Here is an 18,052-nt window from a genome sequence, read left to right as displayed (position 1 = left end):
AGCAATGAGATTGCGAAGGTTAAGGTTTTGTAACCTATTGAGTTAGCGCCTGTGAATGTGGATGTTTCAGTTCATAGCAAAACTGTGACTAGATAGTCAGTCAAGTAATTGAAATACTTCTTCAATTCCTCAGCTGCTTTTTTGGAAACGTGGGATGAGTATTCCCACTCTGGAATGTATCGATTTTTAATGAGATTAAATGCTTCTAGGTAGATCTCAGGTGATGGTTGCTCGTGGCTGATAATTCCTTGATACAACAAACGAGGTTCAATACCATTTTCCAGACAACTACCAAGGAGCTTTAGGTATCTACTCAACTGAGTGCGGAACACTTTTATCTGAGAATTTTGCCTACCCAATAACTCTTTTGCCAAGTCTTGTGCTAAGTCTTCTCTAATCGCTAGCAGCCAATGTCCAGCTTCTAGACTAGCTGCTGTCTGTGCTTCTATATGTGGTAGCAAATCATTCAAGTGTTGAATTTGTGTTAAAGATTCTTGCAACTTGTGTTGTTTTGCTTGAAGGTCTGCTTCTGTTTCTTTATCGTCTAAATGCTTTTTCTTCTCAATCTCGCATACCAAATCTTCTATATTGGGTTTTATTGTTTGGATAATAATATGCGTTTGTTCCTTGAGGATTTCTAGGACTTGCTGGTGCAAGTCATATTCTACAAGCTTATCTAACTGAGTTTTGGCTTGATTTTGCAGTAAGTCAAACTGGTTTTGCCAATGCTGAATTAGCACTTCTAGGCGTTCTTCTGTATTTGGTACACCTTCATAGACTTTTCGCTCTAGGTATTCGACTCGTCTGTGCAGTGATTTAACATATGCACGATGCATCCAAGGACTGAAAATAAAATCTGCCACTTCCTGCAAGCTTTTAATAACCTTCTGCAACAACCCTGTTTTGTTTATATTCTGTGCCATTAGATTTGTCCTCGGAGATATTAACCCTGGAGGTAGAAACTCTACTAGGTGATGAGTAATACTGCGCCAAATACGCCGTTCAATTGAAAAATTTCCTCTTCAAGAACCATTGTATATATTTTTTCTATGATAATAGAATCCAGTCTTGTTATTAATCTTTAGATAAATAATACTATTTTTTAGCTATTTTTTGATTGACTGCTTTAATTTTCCTACTTTACGTACATTTATTAAAACTAAGAGTCAATTGAAAACACTTTTCTAGCTTTTCCTACTTTTAGAGCGAAGATTACTTTCTATACCTAAGCTAAATCAATCTTAAGGAAGAAGTAGGAAGTAGGAAATATGAAGTATGAAAGATGCAGAGGGAAAACCGTACCATACAGGAGTTAATTTCTCCCTTTAAAATCTATGGTGGGGTTGATAGATTGGGTGTGTGGTTTAAGTAATGCTTTTACTAACAAGCTATGGACTTGAAAGTTCAGCATTATTAAGGAGACCAAAGCATGAAAAATCAATTTAAGACTGCTGCTTTATTGGCTTTATTAAGTGCAATTCTAATTACTATAAGCTACTGGATTATAGGCGGAACCAGTGGCATAGTTATGGGGATTGCGATCGCAGCAGTAACAAACTTATTGTCATGGTATCAATCAGATAAGATTGCTTTAGCCGCATACCGCGCTCAGCCCGTGTCAGCACAAGAAGCACCAGGCTTGTACCGCATGGTGCAGCGATTGTGCGATCGCGCTAACCTACCTGTACCGAGAATATACATAGTTCCCAGCCCAGCAGCCAATGCTTTCGCTACGGGGCGCGATCCAGAGCACGCTGCAGTCGCAGTGACAGAAGGAATTTTAAATTTACTTCCAGAAGATGAACTCGAAGGTGTTATTGCACACGAATTAACTCACGTCGCCAATCGTGACACCCTCACACAAGCCGTCGCTGCTACAATTGCAGGGGCTATCTCGTTTCTAGCCCAAATAGTCAGTTATAGCGTTTGGTATGCACCGTATCAAAGGAGCGATCGCGACAACAGCCCCAATCCTATAGGTTTACTATTAACAGTACTGCTTGCTCCCATTTCTGCAACGATCGTTCAATTAGCAATATCGCGGACGCGGGAGTTTGCAGCCGATGCTGGTTCTGCACGACTCACAGGTAATCCTCGTGCTTTAGCCCGTGCATTACAACGTTTGGAAGCCACAGCTAGGGAATTACCACTGAATGCCAATCCCGCTTTTGAACCACTGTTAATTACCAACGGGTTTTCCGGACAGTTCCTCAGCAGCTTGTTCTCTTCTCACCCGCCGACTGAAGCAAGAGTAGAAGCTTTGCTAAAGTTAGAACAACAACCAACATCTAGAAGTTCTGAATTTTCATTTCGTTAAGGGATTGGGGATTAGCAACTGGCGATTGGGAAATTTCTTCTCAATCCTCAATCTCTGACCCTATTCCTACAATCCTTACCAAGGAGGCAAACCAATGACATACAATGCAAACGGTGAAGAAAACGTAGTTGTGGTACAAGTTAGCCCTCAAACCAATGAAATGGTAGAAACCGAGATGGCGGGGGAAACTGATGAAATTAAGCACGAAACCAAAGCACTGATTGAAGCACTCAGAAGACGCGCCCAAGCAGAAGCAGAATCTGCAGGAACTCTCACTCGGGAAACTTTTTTAGATGCAGTCCGTCGCGCAAGAGAAGCAATTGAAGGTGAAACACTCATAGAACGCGATCGCATTGAAAACGCATTTACAATCCTTCAGCAGGAAGTTGAGAAAAACTGGTACGAGTTTTGGAAACAGTTTGCCGAACTTGGCGATCGTTTCCAAGATGCAGCAAAAGCCGCATGGGATGCTTTTAATGCTCCTCGCCCTCGTTCTTAATGGTTTCTGGAGATTTCCTCTGAAAGTGTAGCACGGGCAAGATGCCCGTGCTATGAGACAAAAGATTTTTCTGGAAGTGGAATGCGTAGAATTGCTATAGATGCTAGATAATGGAAAAGCTTTAATATTAGTTTTGACTCTCTAGCTCTGTAGACAAGAATTAATTATGCGAACTTACTATTGCGGCGAACTCCGACAAGAACATATTGGAGAAACTGTTACCTTGTATGGATGGGTAGACCGTCGCCGCGATCATGGGAGCGTGATATTTATAGATTTACGCGATCGCAGTGGGACAGTTCAAATTGTTAGCGACCCTCAGCGTACTCCCAATTCCTACAAAGAAGCGACCGCTCTAAGAAATGAGTATGTTGTTGAAATTACGGGAAGGGTTACGCAACGTCCCGAAGAATCTCTAAACCCTCGCATCCCCACAGGCGAAGTTGAAATTTACGCCGATAATATTAAACTGCTTAATGCTGTCCGCAAACAACTTCCTTTTCAAGTTTCTACCGCAGATGCAGATCCGGTAAGGGAAGAACTCAGGCTGAAGTATCGTTACTTAGATTTGCGGCGCGATCGCATGGCAAATAACTTACAATTGCGGCATCAAATTGTGAAAGCCATTCGCCGTTATTTGGAAGATGTAGAAGGTTTTGTAGAAATCGAAACTCCCGTGCTGACTCGTTCTACGCCTGAAGGTGCGCGAGATTATCTTGTACCAAGTCGGGCTAATCCAGGCGAATGGTTTGCTTTGCCACAATCACCCCAACTTTTTAAACAATTATTAATGGTATCTGGATTTGACAGATACTATCAAATTGCTCGTTGCTTCCGAGATGAAGACTTACGTGCTGACAGACAACCGGAATTTACTCAGTTGGACATGGAGATGAGCTTTATGTCCCATGAGGAAATTATCGAACTCAACGAAAAGTTAGTTTGTCATATCTTCAAAACAGTTAAAAACTTTGAGTTACAACGTCCCTTCCCACGTTTGACTTATGCAGAGGCGATGGAACGCTACGGTAGTGATAAACCAGATACAAGGTACGGTTTAGAACTTGTTAATGTCTCTGATATTTTGACAGACTGTGGTTTTAAAGTTTTTAAGGATGCTGTTGCAAATGGTGGAGTTGTCAAAATTCTGCCTATTCCTAATGGAGATACCATCTCCAATGTACGTATTAAACCGGGCGGTGACGTCTTTAAAGAAGCAGCTGATGCAGGTGCTCAAGGTTTAGCTTACATTCGAGTCAGAGAAGATGGTGATATCGACACAATTAACGCCATCAAAACTAACTTGACAGAGGAACAAAAACAAGAACTTTTACGTCGTACAAACGCAAAACCAGGTCACTTATTGTTGTTTGGTGCAGGTGATACTATCACTGTCAATAAAACCTTAGACAGATTGAGGCAAGCGATCGCTCGAGAATTTAAACTGATAGACCCAGAGAAAATTAACTTGCTGTGGATTACAGAATTCCCCATGTTTGAATGGAATGCTGATGAAAAACGTTTAGAAGCATTACATCACCCATTCACTGCACCCAATCCAAACGATCTCAGCGATTTAAAAACTGCACGAGCACAAGCATACGACTTGGTATTGAACGGTTTTGAAGTTGGTGGTGGTAGCTTGCGAATCTATCAACGCGAAGTGCAGGAGCAAGTTTTTGAGGCTATCGGGCTTTCTCCGGAGGAAGCTCACAATAAGTTTGGCTTTCTGTTAGATGCGTTTGAATACGGGACTCCACCCCATGGTGGAATTGCTTATGGTTTAGATCGCTTGGTGATGTTACTTTCTAAAGAGGAATCCATTCGAGATGTGATTGCTTTTCCAAAAACGCAACAAGCACGTTGCTTGTTAACAGATGCACCTTCAACAGTTGATGCCAAGCAGCTTAAAGAGTTGCACGTTGCTTCAACTTTCAAGCCTAAGTCATAAGTAATTTGAATAGCACCATTCAGAAAGCCTACCAATTCTTTTGAAAACTCAAAAGATTTAAATCCCTCTTAAGTTTCCTGAAAAAGAGGAAATAGGGGGATTTTTCCATTGAGCTAATCATGAGGATACAAACCTTGTAATGAATCACCCTCAGCCCTCCTTAACCTCTATTTTAAAGACAGGACATGGCTTGGCTTATCACTGGGGCAAGTGTCTCATCTGTATGGTTTGCTTTTGTCCGGATAATATACATAAACTTTTAAAAAAATTAAAAGTTTTACAGATTTTGGCTCGTTAAGTGTAAATCTTGTACTAATTACAGCAAGCCTACATCATTTATAAAAAATTTAAGTATTGTTCATTGCCCACCAAAAGTCTTATGTAATGGACAATGAACAATACACGTATTTCATCAATCAAACAAAGTTCCTATAGCAATGACACTACTGCCAATTTTTTTCTATTCTTTCATAAATTTTTTTTAATTATGCAGTATTTAACGAGACATGATATTATTGTTAGAGTGAAAAGTAAAACACTGAGAGTCTACGTAAAATCAGTGTTTTTAATCTAACATTCATTTTGAGTGACGTATCTACCACAGTTGACTAGAAATCACGTAGAAAGTGTTAAGGATTAGCGGCAATGGCTCTATGGAAGCCAAGAAGTGCATGCTACCTAGAGAGTCTCTATAGACAGAGCGATTATTGCATTAACCAGGTGTCAGGTAAAAAACTGGGTGTTCTCCACGTTTAACTGTCTTTTATAGCTACACGGAAAAATTGAATTTTGTTTTTTCAAGAACTAATTTTTTTACCGCTCTTTAAGAGTGAGCTTGCGTATGGAACTACAGAACCTTATTAGCTATTTCAATATCTAACTGCAATCAAAAAGCTTGATTTTTACCTAAGGAATTAGGCTGTGAGGCTCGTATGGATCTCAGTTCCTCCAACGCAACACCGTCTAGTTGCGTGTACTGTTTATTGATGAATACGTCAAATTGTAGAGAAGGTGTAACCGAAACCGAAAACGTTCAAAGAGACGAGCTAGTTACAAAAGCAGTAACTACTTTTTGTTACCAATTCAATTGTGAGGCAGTCGTAAAGATTTTTCCATGAGACTTAATACTTTGTCATTTTTACTATTGATAAGTAATACTGACTGTGAATCCATTTATCTGGTTTAGGAGCAGTGACAAGATAGTGAGTTCTAAATACATACCTTCTTCCGAAGTGGAAACAAAACCCATACCATTTAAAAACATTTGGGCAAAGTACGCTTTAACTATTGTTTTTGTCAATGCAGCTATCTGGATAGCAGCATTATTTTATGTGGTGAAAGCAAAAACTGTATATGTAAGCGAGTGGTCGTTAAACATTGCTAATTCCGGTGTTAGTTCTAACATTAACCTACCCAACATTGGTCAAGCTGTTTCCCAAGAATCTTCTGCTTATTCTGCAACAACTTACGATCCGAGAGAAAATTATAAAACTATTGCTATCAGTGAAGAAGTCTTAAAAGCAGCAGCACGAGCTTCAAATATGTCAGTAGTTGAATTTGGCAAACCCAAAATTAAGATTATAGATAACACAACAATGATGCAGTTTACCCTGCAAGGGTCTAGCCCACAAGAAGCCCATAAAAAATCTGTCGCTTTATTTCATGCTTTAGAAATTAAGCTTAATAAACTTAGAAGAGATGAGATTGGTCAACAGAATACACGTTTGCAAAAGGGAATTGATGATTTGAGACGAAAACTCAAAATTTCTCAAGACAGGCTTTCCAACTACAGATCTCAGTCTGGTGTAAGTTCAGATGAACAGATCAAAAATTTAGCAGTTAATATCGAAACGTTACGCAAGCAACGTGCTGAGACAATAGCTAAAGCACAAGAGGAAAAAGCTCGATTGTTACAACTGTCTGGTAATCTTGGTTTATCCTCCCAAGATGCATCAGATGCTTTTTCTCTTCAAGCAGATACACTCTTTCAAAAATATCTACTTGCTTATAATGATGCAAAAAGTAAGTTAATTTCTTTGAATGCTAAGTTTTTACCCAATCATCCAGTATCTTTAACGCAAAAAGCAGAAGTTGCGACATCTGAAGAAGCTCTTTTGAATCGAGCAAGGATAGTTTTAAAACGCCCTTTGACTTTGGCAGATGTAGATAGGCTCACTTTTGGAAACGCCGATACAAGTGGTTCTAAACGAACTACTTTCTCCGAACAACTTGTGAGCGCAGCTGTAGAAACTCAGGGTCTAGAAGCACAAGTCAGGACGTTGGATCGAGAAATCCTTGAACTTGAGCGTCGGTTAAAAGTACTATCAGCAAAGCAAGCAACTATTGAAGATTTGAACCGTGAGGTGCAAGTTGCAGAGGCTGTTTTCTCATCTACTATTGCTCGATTAGATCTTGCTAAATCCAGTATTTCTAATTCTTATCCTCCAGTCCAAATTATGGGAGACCCAAGTATACCAGATAAACCTGCTGGACCAACAAAGGAAATAGTTTTGTTGGGAACTTTAGTAAGTTCTATTTTCTTAACCAGTGGAATTATCACAATGGGGCAAAGATCTCAACGGAGTTTTTCCTATTATTCACTTAAGGAACGTTAAAGTCAAAGTCTGAAAATCAAGAGTGATGAAACCTGAAAATTTTCCGGAAAGATTAATTTGGTATTCGATAATAGGAACTTACGCAATCTACTTTATGGGATTGCAGTATACCATTATCCCTTTCATTCCATGGATTCTTACACTCTACATTATTAGAAAGCTTTGGACGCAAAGCGAGCAAACACCATCAGAAGAAAAAATCATTATTTCCTATCCAATATGGATATGGATTTTTGCTGTATTAATTATCGAATTAACCTTAATTGTCAATCACAATGATTGGAATTTAGGACTTCAACAACTTATTTTTACTTCAATTAATTGGGCAAGAGGTTGGGGACTTTTAGCCATATTTCCCTTAATAGGATGTCTAAAGATTAGACCCCAACTGATTTATAGAGCAGTTTGTATTGTTTGTTTGCAAAGTCTGATTTTAGTTCCCATTTGTTACCTAGCAAATGTCTTAAATTTTCCGTCTCCTCTTTATACCTCTCCTTTGAAAAGTATTTCTGGTGGAGGTCAAATATACTATGACGTGTATCTACACCTTATCGATCCAGAAAATGGTGGTCAAGTACGATTAACATTATTCACGCCGTGGGCTCCTGCTCTTGGATTGGTAGGAAATGTGTATTTAGTACTTGCCAATGAAGAAGCGAACAAAAAATGGCGAGTTTTAGGCATGATTGGAGCGATCGCCATGATTATCAGTTCTCTTTCAAGGCTAGCAGCGATCGCTTTACCGACCGTTCCTTTCTTAACTTGGTATGCAATCAATTTTACACGCCCTTACTTGCAGATTTTAACCGGATTAACAAGTTTCGTCTCAGCTATATTCAGTTACAATCTGATTCAGTTCGTTCAAGATTTAAAAGACAGCTTTAAAAGTGCTAGAGCACAGTCTTCAAGGGTTAGGGAATTACTGGGACGTTTGGCATTACAGCGATGGTGGGATGATGCTCCTATTTGGGGTCATGGAATTACTCCTCCTAAAGGACCAAAACTTGTAGCAGAAATGCCTATAGGTTCCCATCATACATGGTTTGGTCTGTTATATATAAATGGAATAGTTGGTACAGTTGCCATAATCATTGCCTTTGTTACCAGTTTGATAACACTGCTAATTAAAGCTCAAGAAAGCCAAATAGGAAAAACAGGATTAAGTGTATTTTTAATACTGTTATTTTTTACATTTGGTGAAAATGTAGATGCTCTTGCTTATGTTTATTGGCCGGGATTGGTCATCTTTGGTATTGCATTACAACAAGGTATAAAAGTTCCCAAAACCTTAAATCCAGCCATAGATATAAGCCAAGAAAATCTTATACCGCAAACAGGCAACCAGGTTTTCGCTACTTTGTTAAATACAGCTAAAGGGACATTATTTACTCGATTAAAGCAAATATTATTTAACAAATTTACTCAGAACATGGGTTGGCTTGGTGGAGCTGAGTTACTCAACCGCGTGTTCCGCCTGGGTACAACAGTGACTTTAGCGCGAGTATTTACCACTTATGATTATGGTTTACTTGCAATTATCATGACAACCTACGATTTGGCATCTGTTTTCGTTCAAAAGTCTGGCATTGGCGCTAAACTAGTTCAAGCTGAAAAAGAAGAATTGGATGTTTTGTGTGACACGGCTTACTGCTTGAGTTGGATTCTATGCAGCAGTCTGTGTGTTATTCAATGCATTATTGGTGTTCTTGTTGCGTTTGTCTATCACGATAAAAACCTTATTTTACCTATCTGTGTTCTTGGCACCGTTTATTTATTTATACCTCTTTTTGAAGTTCAAGGTGCATTTATTGGTAGAGAGAATAAACTCAGCGTTATTGCTACTTGTAATGCAGTTCAGTCATTGGTGGGAAACACTATGACTGTGGGCTTGGCTCTAATGGGTATGGGTATTTGGTCTGTTGTTATCCCTTTTTGGTCATCCTCTCTTGTCTGGGTATTTATTCTTCGGAAAAACAATAATTGGCGATTTAAGAAATCCTTTACCCTTTATCGTTGGCAAGAAATTATTTCATTTGGAAAAAATATTTTAATTGTTGAACTTCTGAACAAATTCAGAGCCAACTTAGATTATTTATTAGTAGGAAGTTTTTTAGGAGTTAAAGAATTAGGGATTTACTATTTTGCCTTTAATGCAGGGCTTGGGATCGGTATGAATGTTATCAGTGCATTTGTTTCATCATTGTATCCCTACCTATGTGCAGTACGGACGGACTTAAAAAATCTTCAAGAAAAATACTATCACAGCCTAAAAACTATTGCTTCAATCGTCATTCCTCTAATTTTGCTACAATCATTTTTGGCTCAATTTTATGTACCAATTATTTTCGGTCAAAAGTGGGTAGAAGCAGTTCCAATATTAGTTCTAATTTGTCTGTCAGCTATTCCACGTCCATTTGCAGAAGCTGCATCTACACTGTTGATTGCTGTAGACAAAGGGCAAATCAGTGCTTACTGGAATATTATTTTTACTTTAGTGTTTGCACTTGCTTTAGCGATCGCTTTGAAATTTGGTATTCTTTGGGTAGCAGCATCGGTACTTATAACTCACGTAATAGCCATTCCTATATTTACTATTTGGGCAAATAAGTACGTGTTTGATAAAAAGTAGTTGAGACATTGGCTTCTTTGTTTCATAAAAAATACATAAACTTTATTTAAAACTTTATAAAGTAAAGATCTTCTTGTACTAAGATAGTTCTTATAAAGAAAAAAAATACAATTGAAAAAAGAGGAACTAACTCTGCATCTGCCTCTAAAAATTAGTCATGGCAACCTCTTTTAAAATCTCAAGTTATAAAATTTTTACGGACATCGTTAATTTCAAATCAGTGTAGGGTCCACATCAAGACTATCTAGGTTTTGCTTTTTTGCAACCCTGCATTAGGTGCTTGTTTTCATAAAAAATTTTTGAACTGTTGCAGTATTGGGGTGAGTATTACTACGTATCTTTCAAAAATTTTGTCCTCCCTAATCTCTATGGCACTTGTTCAACAAATCTCTCAAAATTTAGGCTCTTATTCTTTTGAGATTGAGCCAGTTCCCCAAGGAATCGATAGACCAAAATGGTCAGTAATGATTCCGACTTATAACCGTACAGAGTATTTAGAGCAAACATTACAAAGTATTCTTCAACAAGCTCCCAGCCCTGAGGAAATGCAAATCGAGGTTATTGATAACTGCTCGACAAGCGGCGAGCCAGAAAAAGTAGTTGAGAGGGTAGGTAAAAATCGAATTTCTTTTTTTAGACAACCTTATAATGTGGGTTTAGTTGGGAATTTTAATACTTGTATTAGAAGATCTCGCGGACATCTAGTTCATATTTTGCACGACGACGATTTAGTTTTACCAGGATTTTACAACCGTTTAGAAAAGGCTTTTGAGCAATGCCCGGAAATTGGAGCTGCTTTTTGTCACTATGCTCATGTAGATGAAAACAATCGCTATCGTTATTTACCTCCTTACCAAAAGAGCACACCAGGTATTATTTCTAATTGGGTAGAGCGGATAGCTGTAGAGCAACAACTTCAGCCGCCTGCGATCGCGGTTAGACGTAACGTTTATGAAAAATTAGGAGGATATAATTCTCAATTACCTCACTGTAACGACTGGGAAATGTGGAAGAGAATTTCTGCTTATTTTTCCGTGTGGTATGAGCCAGAAACTTTAGCATATTATCGAGAACACTCTGGTGCGGACAGTCGTGCATCATTTCAGTCGGGTCAAAATCTTATTGAGTTGCGTAAAGCCATTGAAATTTCTAAGTCTTATCTTCCCAACGAAGTTGCAGATAATTTATCAAAAAAAGCAACCGAAAAAGCTGCTCTTTGGGGTTTATTAATTGCTCGACGAGCTTTAAGTCGAGGTGACATATTAACAGCAAAAAGTCAAATTAGAGAAGCCCTTATCTGTAGCCTGTCACTAAAAGTTATTTCTACTTTATTGAGTCTACCAATTATGGCTGTAGCTGGAGCTTTTAAAAAACAGTTTTTCTCAGGAACATTGCCTGGAGCGTAATCTTACCAAAATAATAATTTTCTCAAATTTATTGCCTGAAGTTTAACTACAAAGAAAGAGATTTTTTATGAAAATTTTATATTTTATTCAATCGCATACTAACTCAGAACAGATCGTTAGGCTAGTGAAGACGATTAAACAATCAAGCCCTGAATCCTTTGTATTAATTAGTCATAACTTTCAATGCACTCAGCTAGACACAGAATCACTGCGCTGTTTCTCTAACCTTGAAATTCTTCACTGTCCCCGAAGTCGTGGTGATTTTTCTATAATGCAAGGCTATTTAGATGCAATTCATTGGATTTTCAACAATCAAATAGAATTCGATTGGCTGGTTAACATTTCCGGTCAAGACTATCCAACACAACCAATACCTGAGATAGAAAAATTTCTGCATGAAACTAAATATGATGGGTTTTTAGAATACTATAAAATGCATTCTATAACAAATCCTTTAAGTATTCGAGAATCGACTGAACGCTATCTCTATAAATACCGGTCACTTGGCGTATCGCTATCACGTTGGCAACGTGCCATAATCAAAATTCCTCGAGTAGCAATCAATAATTTTCAGTCCTATCTCAAAATCAGTTCTGCTTATGGTCTTCTTATAGGAGTTCGTCATATTCCATCTCCTTTTAATGAAAAATTTCAATGTTATACAGGAGGTTACTACCACACTCTTTCGCAAAAATGCATTCAATATCTGTATGATTTTTGTCAAAAAAATACTGATTTAGTAGAATATTACCGACAAACTTGTCTTCCTGAAGAATCTTTTATACAAACTGTTTTAATCAATAGCGATTTATTTAATATTTGTAATAATAGCAAGCGCTATGTTAATTGGAGCAATAGCCATCTTGGTCATCCCAATATATTATCTACTGAAGATTATTCAAGATTAATTGGAGGAGATTTTCACTTTGCTAGAAAATTCGATATGTCACACGATCGACAAATTTTAGATAAGCTTGACTATTGGATATCTCAAAATACGATAAATGAGCTAAGTAGTTGTCATACAAGATCATGAAAAAAATTTCTGTTATTATTCCTGTTTATGGAGTTGAAAAATACATAGGGGAGGCGATCGAATCAGTTCTATTGCAAACACACGACGCTCTAGAAATTATTATTGTAGATGATAGTTCACCAGATAGGAGTATAGAGATTTGTCAGCAGTTTACAGATTCTAGAATTAGAATTATTCACCAGAAAAATCGCGGATTAGCAGGAGCAAGAAACACTGGAATCCGTCATGCGACAGGAGACTTTATAGCTTTTTTAGATGGGGATGACTTATGGTTACCACAAAAGTTAGAGAAGCATATTGAGCATTTAGAAACTAATCCTAAAATAGGAATTAGCTATAGTGCTTCTGATTTTATTAACGAACAAGGGGAATTTTTGGGAACTTCTCAGAATCCAAAGCTCAAGCAAATTACACTGGCTGATTTACTGCGTGAAAATGTTGTTGGAAATGGCTCATCTGCGGTAGTTCGTCGGGAAGTTTTAGAAGAAATAAAATATCAAGATAGCATTGATGGTACGAGCGAAGACTTTTATTTTGATGAGCAATTTCGCCAAGCAGAAGACATTGAATTTTGGATTCGAGTTGCAATTCAAACGAACTGGCAGTTGGAAGGTATACCTGAAAAATTAACACTTTATCGCGTTAATGCAGGAGGGCTTTCGGCAAATCTTTTCAAGCAATTGGAGTATACAGAAAAGTTGATTGAAAAAATTCGGTCTTACGCTCCAGAAATAATATCTAAATGGGAAAATTTGCTTCGAGCTTATAATTTACGCTATTTAGCAAGAAGTGCAGTTCGTCGAAAAGATAACTTGTTAGCTATTCAAATGATACATCGCGCTATTTGGATGGACTGGCGTATTATCACCGAGCAACCCCGACGTACACTCTTAACATTAGTAGCCGCTTATGTGCTTTGGTTAGTACCGCAGGTTATTTACTGTCGTTTGGAGGAATTGATTTCTTCTATTAAAAAATCTATGAAAAAGTTTCCTGTTTTGCAAAACCAGATGGGTCAATGATTATTTCATACAATTCTCTTGAATTTTTATTTAAATAGAGAAACTTGGTTTTGATACAATCGGGTTTCCCATGAGAGGATACCAATCATAACTAAACTGTATCTATAGCAGTTCTAAATGATTTACAAACACCTCTTCCTTGTCTTCCTTGTCTTCCTTGTCTACCTTGTCTTCCTTGTTTGGATCTCAAATAGGATTGCTATATTACAACTAATAAGGACTGTAATTCTATGAAATTAGTTTCTGTCATTATTCCCGTTTATGGTGCGGAGAAGTATATAAAAAATACTCTAGATTCCGTGCTTGAACAAACTTATAAAAATCTGGAGATATTGATTATTGATGATGAGTCTCCAGATCGAAGTACAGAAATTTGCAAACAGTTTAATAATTCTCAAATAAAAATAATCCATCAAAAAAATCGAGGATTAGCTGGAGCGCGAAACACGGGTATTCGTCATGCTCAAGGTCAGTATTTGGCTTTTTTAGATGCCGATGATTTGTGGTTACCAGACAAGATAGAAAAGCATATTGCTCATTTAGAATCTTCTCTTGATGTAGGTGTAAGTTTTAGTTGCTCTGCATTTATTGATGAAAAAGGTAAGCCTTGGGGTTTATATCAAATGTCTAAATTAAAAGATATTACACCATTAGATTTATTTTGTCGTACCCCTATTGGAAATGGTTCAGCAGCCGTGTTTCGCCGAGAAGTCTTTGAGGAAATTAAATTTTTAGATGAACGTTATGGTTCAATAGAAAATTGTTATTTTGATGAAAATTTTCGCGAATCAGAAGATGTGGAATGCTGGTTGCGAATCGCTATTCAAACAAAGTGGAAACTAGAGGGAATTCCTCAAGTTTTGACACTTTATCGAGTGAATTCTAACGGCTTATCAGCGAATCTGAATAAAAAGTTAGAATCTTGGAAAAAGCTGATTGAAAAAGTTCGTTCTTATGCACCAGAGCAGGTAGTTTTATGGGAGAAACCTGCTATATCTTATCATCTAAGATACTTAGCTCGCAGAGCTGTAACTTTGCAAGCAGGTGCGGAATCTGTAAAAATGTGGAACCAATCCATATTTACGTACTGGCGTATTTTGCTCGAGGAACCGCGACGTACATTAATCACTGGAGCAGCTGCTTATTTAATTTGGCTTTTGCCTGGATCTTTGTCCAAGAAGCTGGAGGTATCGGCTCGAAAGATAGCAGGAATTCTGCAAAAACAGCGCCTTCTTAAAGATCGAACAATAGAAGCCTGATTTAGATTTCCATCACCCATCAAAGGTGAACAATTAGGCATCTATTACTCTGTAGTCTCTTCTTGTTTTAAAAATGCGTTTCCCGATTTGGCAAAACCGCACTTTCAATAAAGTTATTATTCTTGCAGGTATTATTCTAATAGTTGCAGTAGGGGTTCAACAAGTTAAATCTCACAATGCCATCATTAACCTTATCTCTCCAAAAGTCAGTGTAGCTAATTCCAAAATCTATAAACAAAACACGATTTTAGGTACAAAGAACGTATCATTGGGGGGCGGTGGTTACGTGACTGGTATTTACCTACACCCTAAAGAAAGAGATTTAGTGTATATCAAAACCGACGTTGGGGGTTTTTATCGTTGGAATTCTGCATCTAGAAGTTGGATACCTCTTACCGAACAATTTTCACTTGTTCAAAACAATTACTATGGAGGAGAAGCTTTAGCGCTTGACCCAAATAACCCAAATATTGTTTACATTGCTGTAGGGAAATATACAAGTGATTGGTGGCAGTACAAAGGAACTATCTTCAAATCCACAGATAAAGGAAAGACTTGGACAAAGCTAAATTTAGACTTAAAAATGGGGGGAAATGATGACATCAGATGGGCGGGAGAAAGACTGGCTGTCGATCCATTTAATTCTCAAGCTCTCTTTTTTGGTTCAAGACAAGATGGGCTGTGGAAATCTTTAGATGGTGGTAAGACTTGGGCAAACGTACAATCGTTCCCAGGAAAGTTAAAAAAGGGTATTGGTATTACTGCTGTTGTGTTTAGCAAATACAAATCTGGTACAGTTTATGCTGTTGCTTATGAAGATGCAATCTATAAGTCAACTGATACTGGAAAGAGTTGGACTAAAATAGCAAATAGCCCATCAAAAGTTAATCGTATTGCGATCGCAAGTTCAGATATTTTGTATGTTACCCATAGTTCTGGTGTTAGCCAATTAAAGAACGGCTCTTGGAATAATATCACACCCTTTAACAGCAAACTTGCTTTTAATGGTATCACTCTTAACCCAAATAATTTCCAAGAGATTCTGGTTTCTACATTTGTAGATAAGGGAACCAAAATTTACCATTCATCAGATGGCGGGAGGATATGGCAAGAGCAAAAACGCAAAGCCAACAATACAGTCCCCTGGTGGAATGAAGATATGATTTCCCACGGTTCGGTGGCTGCTATTGAATTCGATCCTCACGTTGCTAGTCGAGTTTGGCTAACTGATTGGTACGGTATTTGGCAGACAGAAAACACCAACACTAAACCAGTCGTTTGGACAAATTATCAGACAGGGCATGAAGAATTGGTTACTTTTGCTTTGGTATCACCTCCTTCTGGGGCATTACTATTAAGTGGAGTGGCAGATGTAGATGGTTTTTACCACAACCAAGGATTAGATAATTACCCATCAAAAAATTTTGGCGCGAGAGGACCTGCATTTCAAGACACTTACAGCATCGCTTATTCCGAAGTCAATCCAAAAAGAATGGCACGTGTGGGTGGTAACCGATTTAATAACACTTATTCAGGTGCAACTTCAGATGATGGTGGTTTGACTTGGAAGCAGTTTGGCTCTTTTCCACAAAATACTCTGCCAACACGTATAGCTATGTCTGCAACCGATGCAAACCTTATGATTGTCACCGTGAGTGACAGACAACCACTGCGGACTACTGATGGAGGCAATTCTTGGAAACAAATTTCTGGATTACCAAAGGGCTTTAGTGGACCTTGGAACTGGCTTCAGCCTTTGGTTGCAGACACAGTCGATGGCATGACCTTTTACTACTATGACAACAGCAAACTCTATCGCAGCACTAATGGAGGTGCATCTTTTGATGTGGTTTCATCATCCATTCCTCATACAAATTGGCACTCTTTAAAAGCATCTCCTGGAGTCAAAGGGGAATTATGGCTTGGAATGGACGAGCAAGGACTTTTCCACTCAACTAACGGCGGTCAAACTTTTTCTCGTCTTCCAATGGTAAAAAGAGCGCATTTGTTTGCTTTGGGTAAACCTCAGCCAGGGAGTAAAGTCCCGGCGCTCTACTTGTATGGGGAAATAGATGAGATGGGTCAAGGAATCTTCCGCTCTTTAGACAGAGGAAAAACATGGAAGAGAATTGGCGATCGCACCAAACCTATTGGCAATTCTCCAAATGTTATGGAGGCAAGTAAGCAGGAATTTGGCTTAGTTTTTATTGGTACTAATGGCAGAGGAATTTACTATGGAAATCGCTAAATAATTGGAATCAAAAAAACGCAAAATTCCATTCTTTTTTTGTTTTGAAAAATTATCCATGAGTCCAAATAAAGTTCATTTCTTAGGTATAAATATACATAATATTACCATGTCAGAACTTTTAAAAAACCTGAAGCTTGGTGGTATTGTGTTTACTCCAAACGTAGATCACATTATGAAATTACATAGAAATAAAGATTTCTATGATGTCTATCAAGAAGCAGATTATAGAGTTTGTGATAGCCAAATCATAATGTATGTTTCTAGATTTTTAGGAACCCCTATTCAAGAAAAAATTTCTGGTTCTGATTTGTTTCCTGCTTTCTATAACTACTACAAAAATGATGAAAAAGTCAAGATTTTTTTACTAGGAGGATTTGAAAATGTTGCAAAAAAGGCTCAGCAAAAAATTAATTCAAAAGTAGGTCGTAATATTGTTATTGCCACGTACTCTCCTAGCTTTGGCTTTGAGAAAAATGAGGATGAGTGCCAAAAAATTGTTGAGCTTATTAACTCCTCAGAAGCTACCGTCTTAGCTATTGGTATGGGTGCTCCCAAGCAAGAACTGTGGATTTCTAAATACAGGCATCAGTTAAACAACATTAAAACTTTTTTAGCTATTGGTGCAACTATCAACTTTGAAGCCGGCAATATAAACCGAGCTCCAAAGTGGATGACTGAAGTAGGACTAGAGTGGCTTTATAGGCTTTCATGCGAACCCAAACGACTGTGGAAGAGGTATTTGTACGATGCTATTCCATTCTTGTGGCTAGTGTTACAACAACGTTTTCAAATTTATAAGAATCCATGGTCTGCCATGAAGCAATATGAGATGGTTAACCTCGGTAATGACGCAGAGACCAAAGTTCTTTAATTGAGCCCCCATTGGTAATTCTGATACCCTGAATTCAGTTAGTTGTGTTTAGCTCATACGGCAGAACTTTAGCTAGTGGTAGCGATGACGCTACTCTTAAAATTTGGCAGTTTTTGAGTAGTTATTCAAGCTATTTGACACTTGACTTGCTCGCAATATTTAATTTATCACTTTGCAAATTCAAAGTCGTGAGACT

The 18,052-nt window shown here is 38.0% G+C and carries 12 protein-coding genes; 11 read left to right on the top strand and 1 reads right to left on the bottom strand.

Annotated elements, in window-relative coordinates:
* Positions 1 to 71 precede the first annotated feature (71 nt).
* Positions 72 to 923: a hypothetical protein gene (locus HC643_RS18840; protein ID WP_038087982.1), complete on the bottom strand. Its 852-nt coding sequence runs from the start codon at positions 921 to 923 to the stop codon at positions 72 to 74.
* Positions 924 to 1,429: 506 nt separating this feature from the next.
* Between HC643_RS18840 and HC643_RS18835 the strand changes: the two genes are divergently transcribed.
* From HC643_RS18835 to HC643_RS18780, 11 genes are all read left to right on the top strand, one after another.
* Positions 1,430 to 2,317, top strand: a complete 888-nt coding sequence (locus tag HC643_RS18835) for a zinc metalloprotease HtpX (protein WP_038087979.1) — start codon at positions 1,430 to 1,432, stop codon at positions 2,315 to 2,317.
* A gap of 94 nt (positions 2,318 to 2,411) precedes the next feature.
* Positions 2,412 to 2,816, top strand: coding sequence for a hypothetical protein (locus tag HC643_RS18830; protein ID WP_038087977.1), 405 nt, complete (start codon positions 2,412 to 2,414; stop codon positions 2,814 to 2,816).
* Positions 2,817 to 2,982: 166 nt separating this feature from the next.
* On the top strand, positions 2,983 to 4,767 hold the full coding sequence (gene aspS / locus HC643_RS18825; RefSeq protein ID WP_038087974.1) for an aspartate--tRNA ligase: 1,785 nt from the start codon (positions 2,983 to 2,985) through the stop codon (positions 4,765 to 4,767).
* A gap of 1,202 nt (positions 4,768 to 5,969) precedes the next feature.
* Positions 5,970 to 7,382 carry a GumC family protein gene (locus HC643_RS18820; protein ID WP_038087971.1) on the top strand — a complete coding sequence of 471 codons (1,413 nt, stop codon included), beginning with the start codon at positions 5,970 to 5,972 and terminating at the stop codon, positions 7,380 to 7,382.
* Positions 7,383 to 7,407: 25 nt separating this feature from the next.
* Entirely contained in the window at positions 7,408 to 10,011 is a 2,604-nt protein-coding gene (locus HC643_RS42405; RefSeq protein WP_336604376.1) for a lipopolysaccharide biosynthesis protein, read from the top strand.
* A 368-nt stretch (positions 10,012 to 10,379) separates the two neighbouring features.
* Positions 10,380 to 11,417: a glycosyltransferase family 2 protein gene (locus HC643_RS18805; protein WP_167844710.1), complete on the top strand. Its 1,038-nt coding sequence runs from the start codon at positions 10,380 to 10,382 to the stop codon at positions 11,415 to 11,417.
* A 67-nt stretch (positions 11,418 to 11,484) separates the two neighbouring features.
* Positions 11,485 to 12,453 (top strand): beta-1,6-N-acetylglucosaminyltransferase, encoded by a 969-nt coding sequence (locus tag HC643_RS18800; protein ID WP_038087968.1) that lies wholly within the window; start codon positions 11,485 to 11,487, stop codon positions 12,451 to 12,453.
* Complete coding sequence (locus tag HC643_RS18795) at positions 12,450 to 13,475, top strand: glycosyltransferase family 2 protein (protein ID WP_038087964.1); 1,026 nt, start codon at positions 12,450 to 12,452, stop codon at positions 13,473 to 13,475. The genes HC643_RS18800 and HC643_RS18795 overlap by 4 nt, the downstream gene beginning before the upstream one ends.
* A gap of 230 nt (positions 13,476 to 13,705) precedes the next feature.
* Positions 13,706 to 14,734 carry a glycosyltransferase family 2 protein gene (locus tag HC643_RS18790; RefSeq protein WP_038087961.1) on the top strand — a complete coding sequence of 343 codons (1,029 nt, stop codon included), beginning with the start codon at positions 13,706 to 13,708 and terminating at the stop codon, positions 14,732 to 14,734.
* A gap of 73 nt (positions 14,735 to 14,807) precedes the next feature.
* The gene (locus tag HC643_RS18785; RefSeq protein WP_050045953.1) at positions 14,808 to 16,982 is read left to right on the top strand and encodes a WD40/YVTN/BNR-like repeat-containing protein; all 2,175 of its coding nucleotides are present in this window, start codon (positions 14,808 to 14,810) and stop codon (positions 16,980 to 16,982) included.
* A gap of 109 nt (positions 16,983 to 17,091) precedes the next feature.
* Entirely contained in the window at positions 17,092 to 17,856 is a 765-nt protein-coding gene (locus HC643_RS18780) for a WecB/TagA/CpsF family glycosyltransferase (RefSeq protein ID WP_237265900.1), read from the top strand.
* Positions 17,857 to 18,052 lie beyond the last annotated feature (196 nt).

Source organism: Tolypothrix bouteillei VB521301, assembly GCF_000760695.4.
Classification (GTDB): Bacteria; Cyanobacteriota; Cyanobacteriia; order Cyanobacteriales; family Nostocaceae; genus Scytonema; species Scytonema bouteillei_A.
The sequence above is the reverse complement of the archived record's forward strand: the minus strand, read 5'-3'. Positions and strand labels throughout refer to the sequence as shown.

Bases quoted from the DNA above. Each gene is read 5' to 3' on its own strand.
- HC643_RS18840 (WP_038087982.1), bottom strand. From the start codon at position 923: ATGGCACAGAATATAAACAAAACAGGGTTGTTGCAGAAGGTTATTAAA.
- HC643_RS18835 (WP_038087979.1), top strand. From the start codon at position 1,430: ATGAAAAATCAATTTAAGACTGCTGCTTTATTGGCTTTATTAAGTGCA.
- HC643_RS18830 (WP_038087977.1), top strand. From the start codon at position 2,412: ATGACATACAATGCAAACGGTGAAGAAAACGTAGTTGTGGTACAAGTT.
- aspS (WP_038087974.1), top strand. From the start codon at position 2,983: ATGCGAACTTACTATTGCGGCGAACTCCGACAAGAACATATTGGAGAA.
- HC643_RS42405 (WP_336604376.1), top strand. From the start codon at position 7,408: ATGAAACCTGAAAATTTTCCGGAAAGATTAATTTGGTATTCGATAATA.
- HC643_RS18805 (WP_167844710.1), top strand. From the start codon at position 10,380: ATGGCACTTGTTCAACAAATCTCTCAAAATTTAGGCTCTTATTCTTTT.
- HC643_RS18800 (WP_038087968.1), top strand. From the start codon at position 11,485: ATGAAAATTTTATATTTTATTCAATCGCATACTAACTCAGAACAGATC.
- HC643_RS18795 (WP_038087964.1), top strand. From the start codon at position 12,450: ATGAAAAAAATTTCTGTTATTATTCCTGTTTATGGAGTTGAAAAATAC.
- HC643_RS18790 (WP_038087961.1), top strand. From the start codon at position 13,706: ATGAAATTAGTTTCTGTCATTATTCCCGTTTATGGTGCGGAGAAGTAT.
- HC643_RS18785 (WP_050045953.1), top strand. From the start codon at position 14,808: ATGCGTTTCCCGATTTGGCAAAACCGCACTTTCAATAAAGTTATTATT.
- HC643_RS18780 (WP_237265900.1), top strand. From the start codon at position 17,092: ATGTCAGAACTTTTAAAAAACCTGAAGCTTGGTGGTATTGTGTTTACT.